Origin of the sequence: Kitasatospora sp. NPDC091257 (assembly GCF_044757675.1) — a bacterium.
In the GTDB taxonomy this organism is placed as follows: Bacteria; Actinomycetota; Actinomycetes; order Streptomycetales; family Streptomycetaceae; genus Kitasatospora; species Kitasatospora lactacystinica.
Window position 1 is genome coordinate 1 of the sequence record NZ_JBIVVI010000383.1, and the last position, 7,172, is coordinate 7,172.

Genomic DNA, 7,172 nt, shown 5'->3' on the forward strand with positions numbered 1-7,172 from the left:
GACGGCCGTGCGGGCCGTCCGCGCTCGGGTGCCCGAACCCTCACACGGCGTCATGGCCGGGTCAATGGCTGGTGCGCGTGAGGCGCCGGGTTGGCGAATTCCGTCAAGCCCGCAGGTCCGGCTTTGCGTCAAGCTGGGCTTTCCTTCACGTGGTTGAGACCACGTCAGGGTGACGGACAGCGACCGGACGGGCGGTGGCGGGCCCGGCCGTCAGGGCCTGGCGGGTGCCGGGTCCTGGACGCGCCCCTGCAGGGCCTTGGACAGTTCGGCGACGCAGGACGCGAGTTGTCCGGTCGTCAGCTGCCCCGGGTCGCCGCCGCACCCGGCCGCCGGTGCGGCCGGTGTCGGGGCCGCTGTCGGGGCCGCTGTCGGGGCCGGGGCCGGGGCCGGGGCCGGGCGTCCGCCGGGCGCGGTGATGTCGCCGCTCAGCGACACCAGGTTGGGGGTCACCGTGGCGTCGCCCGACAGGTCGATGTAGTCCTGGGTCTGCCCGTTGAAGTCCACGAAGCCGCGCCACATGTCCCGGCCGAACGGGACGATCTCCTGCAGCGCGCCGCCCTGCCCGGCGCTGATGGTGATCGAGGTCTGCTGCGCCATGTACGACACCATCCGGCTGGCCAGCACGTCCAGGTTCACCGACGGGCTGTCGTCGCCGCGCACGTACACGTGCAGGTCGTTGAGGCCGCCGCCGACCCGGTCGGCCTGCAGGACGGCGAAGGCCACCACCAGCTGCGAGGAGCTCTCCCGCGGCACCAGCGGCGTCACGTAGTACAGGTGGCCGTCCGCCCTGGAGCGCAGCAGGAACTCGCCCGGGTTGACGGCGTTGGTCGACGCCGAGGTGTGCGCGTAGCCGAAGCCGCGGTCGTCCTTCGCGCCGCGGCCGCCGAGCCACTGGATCTCGTGGATCTGCGAGCGGACCACCGAGGCCGGGTAGACGGCCCCCGGCAGTTCGCCCGGGGCCACGTCCGCCCGGTACGTCACGCTCGGGCGGCCGTCGGGCGAGCCGCGCAGCACCAGCACCCCGGCGGGTTCCAGGACGGTGCGCTGGCGCCAGCCGGTCTGCCGGGCCACCGAGATCACCACCACCGGCTGGGCGGTGCGGGGGTCGGTGCCGTCGCAGTAGCCCCAGATGTCCTGGTCGCTGTGGACGAGGTCCGGGAAGCGCTCGGCGAGCAGGTTGCGCAGGCTGACGGCCCCGGTGCCGGCGAAGGCCCGGCCGAAGGCGTGCTCGCCGCGGAAGGCGCAGGTGGTGACGGAGTTGGAGCGGCCGTCCCAGACGGCGACGCCCTCCATCGGCTGCTCGCCGGAGCCGTCCAGGACGGCCGTCCACACGCCGCCGCCCGGCGAGGCGTCGGGCAGGTAGTGCAGGCTGTGGCCCATCAGGTGGACCCCGGAGGTCAGGCCGGCACTGTCGGTGAGCGCCTTGGCGGCCGCCGCGTAGGAGGCGGTGCGGGCCTCGAAGTCGAAGTCCGGCATCGGCGCGGTCTTCACGCAGGCCGGCACGTCCGCGGTGCCGACCAGGTCGCAGCGGGTGCCGTCGCCGGCGCGGGTGTGCTCGGTCACCGGCAGGACCGAGCGCGGTGTGCCGGCCCCGCCGGCGGGGACGTCGAGCACGGTGGCCGCCGCGTAGAAGCGGCCCGCGTCCTTGTCGTCGTCCCACAGTCCGGTGCCCGTGCGCACCAGCGAGCCGGCCACCGCCAGCAGCACCGCCGCCAGTGCCAGGCGCACCCGCCACCCGCCGTAGCCGGCCCCGGACTCCTGCGCGACGTACGCGACCACGCCCACCGTGCCGCACAGCCCGATCGCGACCCAGAGCCAGAACAGCGGCGCCGCGTCCAGCACGCCGCCGTGCGGGAGGAACTCCCGCTCGATCAGCAGCACGTAGCTCTGGTCCTGCTGCCCGAACCCGCCGAACACGGTGTGCTTGACCAGCCGTACCAGCAGCGCGACCAGCGGCATCCACAGCCACCAGACGGCCAGCGCCGTCAGCCCGCGTCGCACCACGCCCCGCCGGACATCACTCTTCGTCACACGCCACCCCTGTCCCCGCCCGGCCGCCCGCTGCCCGCGCGCCGGTCCGCGACCTGACGGCGGGCGTCCGATGGTACGCGCCGCACCGCCCCGGCCGCCGGGATATCGCACGGCCAACCATGCGCCCGCCCAAGGGGTTTGCCGTCCGGTGGCCTTTCCCGGGCCGTGCTCCCGGCGGCCCGGGCGCCGCCTGCGGGGGCCGGGTTCCCGCGCCGGGGCCGCGCCGGGGCCGGGCCGGGCACCGGCGGGCCGCCGGGTCCGGCGGCCGCCACCGGGCCCGCCGGTAGCGGACCGTGACGGGACGGGAACCCTCAGCACTTGACAGTCTCTTGCCCTGAGGCGCGTACTGGAACAAGGACAAACAGCAGACAGGGCCCTGTGCTCCAGGATTACGTTCGATCTCCGCGGCCGGTGCGAAGCGGCGACAGGGCGTCGGGATGCTCCGCACCCCCGCGTCGTGCCCGGCCCGGTGCCGTCGACGGGCCCTTTTCGTGTGCCGCTACCGCGCCCGCATCGCCGCTCTGCCGCGCGTCCTTCACGCGAGCCCCGGCATCCGCCCTTCCGACGGACTGCCGCCCTGCGGCTCGTCGACGGAAAGGCGGGCACCATGGTGCTCGATTCGACAACTCTGCACGTGAGCATCGAGGACCCGGTTCTCGACCGGATGAACTTCCTGAACGAGATCACGTCCAGTTACCCGGACGCGGTGTCCTTCGCGCCGGGGCGGCCCTATGACGGCTTCTTCGAGGTCGAGGAGATCCACGCCCACCTGCGCCGGTACGCGACGTACCTGGAGAGCCGGGGCGCGGGGCCGGCCGAAGTGCGCGACGGCTTCTACCAGTACGGGCCGGCCGCGGGGCGGATCCGCGAGCTGATCGCGTACTGGCTGCGGCAGGACGAGGGGCTGGAGGTCGCGCCCGAGGCGATCGTGGTGACGGTCGGTGCGCAGGAGGCGATGTTCCTGGTGCTGCGCGCGCTGTTCGCGACGCCCGAGGACGTCCTACTGCTGGTGACCCCCTGTTATGTCGGGATCATCGGGGCCGCGCGGCTGCTGGACATCCCGGTGGTCGCGGTGCCGGAGCGTGACGGGCGGCTGGTGGTGGCCGACGTGGACGGGGCGGTGCGGGCACAGCGTGCGGCGGGCCGGCGGCCACGGGCGGTGTACGTGGTGCCGGACCACGCCAATCCGACCGGGTCCACGCTGGACCTGGCGACGCGGACCGCGCTGCTGGAGCTGGCCGAGCGCCACGGGCTGCTCGTCCTGGAGGACAGTCCCTACCGGCTGAGCGGCCCGGGGCCGCGGCAGCCGATGCTCAAGGCGCTCGACCGGTCGAGGAGCGTCGTCCAGCTCGGCAGCTTCTCCAAGACGCTGTTCCCCGGCGCGCGGATCGGCTACGTCGTGGCCGACCAGGAGGTGCGGGGCGGGCGCGGCGGGGTGCGGCTGCTCGCGCGGGACCTGGCGAGGGTGAAGAGCATGGTCACGGTGAACACGTCCTCGCTCAGCCAGGCGGCCGCGGCGGGTGCGCTGCTGGGTGCGGACGGCCGGCTCTCCGTGCTGAACGCCAGGGCCGCCGAGCACTACCGCCGCAGCATGGCCGCGACGCTGGCGCAGTTGGAGCGGTGGCTGCCCGAGGGGCGGCGCCGGGAGCTGGGGGTGGGGTGGAACCGTCCCGAGGGCGGGTTCTTCCTCACGCTGCGCACCGGTTTCCGGACCGGCGCCGCGGCCCTGGAGCGTTCGGCCCGGGACTTCGGTGTGATCTGGACGCCGATGGAGTTCTTCCATCCGTACGGCGGGGGCGAGCAGGACATCCGGCTCTCGATCAGTTATCTGACGCCCGGGCAGGTGACCGAGGGCGTCGAGCGGCTCGCGCGGTTCGTGGAGGCGCTCAGCGGCGAGCGGCGCCCGGAGGGGACGCACAGAGCCAGGACACACAGAGCCAGGACGTACAGAGCCGCGGCGCACGGCGGCGACGTGCCCGGCACCGGAACGGAGAGTGACGCATCATGACCGCGGCCCTGGAGCGAGCAATGGTCGCCACGGCCCCGCGCATCCTGAGCGTGGGCACCGCCGTGCCGCCCGAGCACTATTCCCAGGAGGAGCTGCTCGACCTGTTCGGGATCACCGACCGCAAGGTGCGCTCGGTCTTCCTGCTGGGCTCCATCCGGCAGCGTTCGCTGGTGCTGCCCCCGGCGGCACCCGACGGCTCGCGGGTGCGCGAGAGCCAGGGCGACCTCCTGGACAAGCACAAGGCGTGGGCCGTGAGCATGGGGTCGGACGCGATGTCGGTGTGCCTCAAGCGGATCGGGGCCGACCTGTCCGAGGTGGGCTACCTGTGCTGCGTGACGTCGACCGGCTTCCTCACCCCGGGTCTGAGCGCGCTGCTGATCCGCGAGCTGGGCATGGACTGGCACACGGCGCGGGCCGACATCGTCGGCATGGGCTGCAACGCGGGGCTCAACGCGCTGGCCGTGGTGGGCAACTGGGCCGCGGCCAATCCGGGCCGGCTGGCCGTGATGGTCTGCTCGGAGGCCTGCTCGGCCGCGTACACGATGGACTCCACGATGCGTACGGCCGTGGTCAACAGCCTCTTCGGCGACGGCGCGGCGGCGGTGGCGGTGATGGCCGACCCGCGGGGCGGCGAGGGGGCCGAGGAGGAGGGGTCCGGCCCGCGCCCGGAGGGCCCGCGGATCCTGCGGACGGCGAGCGTCACGATCGTCGACGCCATCGACGCGATGCGCTACGACTGGGACCGCGACCAGGACCGCTTCAGTTTCTTCCTGGATCCGCAGATCCCCTACCTGGTGGGCGCGCACGTGGAGGGCGTCGTCGACCGGCTGCTGGCCGGCACGTCGCTGCGCCGCGACGACGTGGCGCACTGGCTGGTGCACTCGGGCGGCAAGAAGGTCATCGACGCGGTCGCCGTCAACCTCGGGCTGACCCGCCACGACCTGCGCCACACCATCACCGTGCTGCGCGACTTCGGCAACGTCTCCAGCGGCTCGTTCCTCTTCTCCTACGACCGGCTCCTGCAGGAGGGCGTGGTCCGCGACGGCGACTACGGCGTGCTCATGACCATGGGGCCGGGTTCGACGATCGAATCCGCGCTCATCCAGTGGTGAACCGACGCGAGGGAGACCGCGATGCCCGTCAACGCCCTGCCCGAAGGCCCCGTGCTGCACGTGGACGGCGGCCGGGAGATCTCGGCCGAACTGACCGAGGCCGTCGGCGCGCTGTGCGACGAGGCGGAGTCCGCCGGAGCCGACTTCGCGACCCTGTACCTCTCCGGCTCCCCGACGGGCGAGGCGGTGGCGAAGCCGGCCGACGTGGCCACCGTGACGAAGTGGGAGCGGGCCGTACGGCGCTTCGAACGGCTGCGGCTGCCCACACTGGCGGCGGCGGGCGGGGAGTGCGGCGGCGCGGCACTGGACCTGCTGCTCGCCACCGACGTGCGGGTGGCGGCACCCGACCTGCGGCTGCAGGTGGCCTTCCACGGGCAGGCCGTGTGGCCCGGCATGGCCGGCTTCCGGCTGGTCCAGCAGCTCGGGCCGGCCCCGGCGCGCCGCACGGTGCTCTTCGGGATGCCGATCACCGCCCGTGAGGCCCTGGAGCACTGCCTGGTGGACCGGGTGAGCACGGACCCCGGGCGCACCCTGGCGGCGGCGGCCCGGCTGCTGCGCCGGCTGTCCGGCCCCGAACTCGCGATCCGCCGCCAACTGGCCTTCGACGCCCAGTGGATGAGCTTCGAGGACGCGCTCGGCCCGCACCTGGCCGCCTGCGACCGCTCGCTGCGGCGCGCCCGGGCGGCGGACGGGGTGACGGCGTGAGCACCCCGAACGGGCGGGCACCCGCCGCCGTACGGGAGCGCGCCGCGGACGGCTTCGACCGGGCGGCCCGGCAGCTGCCGCCGTTCCCCGAGCCCGGGCCGCGCACCGGCGGCCCGCCCGCCGGCACCGAGCGGGCGCTGGAGGACGGCCGCGCGCGGCGCACCGCCTTCCTGGACCTGCACGCCGAGGCGCTGTACGACCGGCTCACCGAGGGCCGCACGCTGCGCCCACGGCTGGAGGCCCTGGTGGAGGGCGCCGCGTTCGCCGTGCCCCACCTGGTGCCCACGCCCGCGCAGCTGCGGGCGGAACGGGCCCTGCCGGTCGCACGGCGCCTGGGCTACGAGATCGACCTGGGCGTCCTCCTGCGCGGGCTGCTGCGCTGCCCGGCCGCCGGCCACCACCTGATGGACTCCATGCTGCGGCCCACCGGACGCGCGCTGGCCCTGCTCGGGGAGTTCCGGGCCACCGGGGTGGTGCGGATGGAGAGCACCCGGCTGGAGCGGCGCGCGGGGGTGGCCCGGATCACCATGTGCGCCGGGGACCGCCTCAACGCCGAGGACGAGCAGCAGGTCGACGACATGGAGACCGCGGTCGACCTCGCGCTGCTGGACGGGCAGTGCGAGATCGGGCTCGTCCGGGGCGGCGAGATGACGCACCCGCGCTACGCGGGCCGCCGGGTGTTCAGCGCCGGGATCAACCTCAAGCGCCTGCACGCGGGCGAGATCACGCTGGTCGGCTTCCTGCTGCGCCGCGAGCTCGGCTACCTCAGGAAGCTGCTGCTCGGGCTGCGCACGGACGAGGCGTCCTGGCGCTACCCGCTCACCGACATGCCGTGGGTGGCCGCGGTGGACGGCTTCGCGATCGGCGGCGGCATGCAGCTGCTGCTCGCGGTGGACCACGTCCTGGCGGCCTCCGACGCCTATCTGAGCCTGCCGGCCGCGCAGGAGGGGATCGTCCCGGGCGCGGCGGACTTCCGCCTGCCCGCGGTGACCGGCCCCCGGCTGGCCCGGCAGATCATCCTCGGCGGGCGGCGGGTGCGCGCGAGCGATCCGGAGGCCCGCACGCTCGTCGACCGGGTCGTCGACCCGGCGGAGCTCGACGGGGCCGTCGAGCACGCCGTGCAACTGCTGCGCGACCCGGCCGTCACCGCCAACCGCCGCATGGTGAACCTCGCCCTGGAACCGGCGGACGGCTTCCGCGCGTACATGGCGGAGTTCGCCGTCCAGCAGGCGCTGCGCGTCCACGCGGCGGACGTGCTCGGCAAGGCGGGCCGCTTCACGGCCCGGCCGCCCGGCTGAGGCCCCCCGGGCCCCTCG

The 7,172-nt window shown here is 74.5% G+C and carries 5 protein-coding genes; 4 read left to right on the forward strand and 1 reads right to left on the reverse strand.

Annotation, left to right across the window (positions count from 1 at the left end; genetic code table 11):
• Positions 1-210 precede the first annotated feature (210 nt).
• On the reverse strand, positions 211-2,031 hold the full coding sequence (locus ACIQOV_RS19050) for a hypothetical protein (RefSeq protein WP_401049837.1): 1,821 nt from the start codon (positions 2,029-2,031) through the stop codon (positions 211-213).
• 634 nt (positions 2,032-2,665) lie between these two features.
• Between ACIQOV_RS19050 and ACIQOV_RS19055 the strand changes: the two genes are divergently transcribed.
• Genes ACIQOV_RS19055 through dpgC form a run of 4 tightly spaced genes read left to right on the forward strand, consistent with a single transcriptional unit; the run spans position 2,666 to position 7,154 of the window.
• The gene (locus tag ACIQOV_RS19055; RefSeq protein ID WP_401049840.1) at positions 2,666-4,039 is read left to right on the forward strand and encodes a PLP-dependent aminotransferase family protein; all 1,374 of its coding nucleotides are present in this window, start codon (positions 2,666-2,668) and stop codon (positions 4,037-4,039) included.
• Positions 4,036-5,151 (forward strand): 3,5-dihydroxyphenylacetyl-CoA synthase DpgA, encoded by a 1,116-nt coding sequence (dpgA, locus tag ACIQOV_RS19060; protein WP_380550557.1) that lies wholly within the window; start codon positions 4,036-4,038, stop codon positions 5,149-5,151. The genes ACIQOV_RS19055 and dpgA overlap by 4 nt, the downstream gene beginning before the upstream one ends.
• 21 nt (positions 5,152-5,172) lie before the next feature.
• The gene (gene dpgB, locus ACIQOV_RS19065) at positions 5,173-5,856 is read left to right on the forward strand and encodes an enoyl-CoA-hydratase DpgB (RefSeq protein ID WP_401049842.1); all 684 of its coding nucleotides are present in this window, start codon (positions 5,173-5,175) and stop codon (positions 5,854-5,856) included.
• On the forward strand, positions 5,853-7,154 hold the full coding sequence (gene dpgC, locus ACIQOV_RS19070; RefSeq protein WP_401049845.1) for a (3,5-dihydroxyphenyl)acetyl-CoA 1,2-dioxygenase DpgC: 1,302 nt from the start codon (positions 5,853-5,855) through the stop codon (positions 7,152-7,154). Before dpgB ends, dpgC begins: the two co-directional genes overlap by 4 nt.
• The last annotated feature ends 18 nt before the right edge of the window (positions 7,155-7,172 follow it).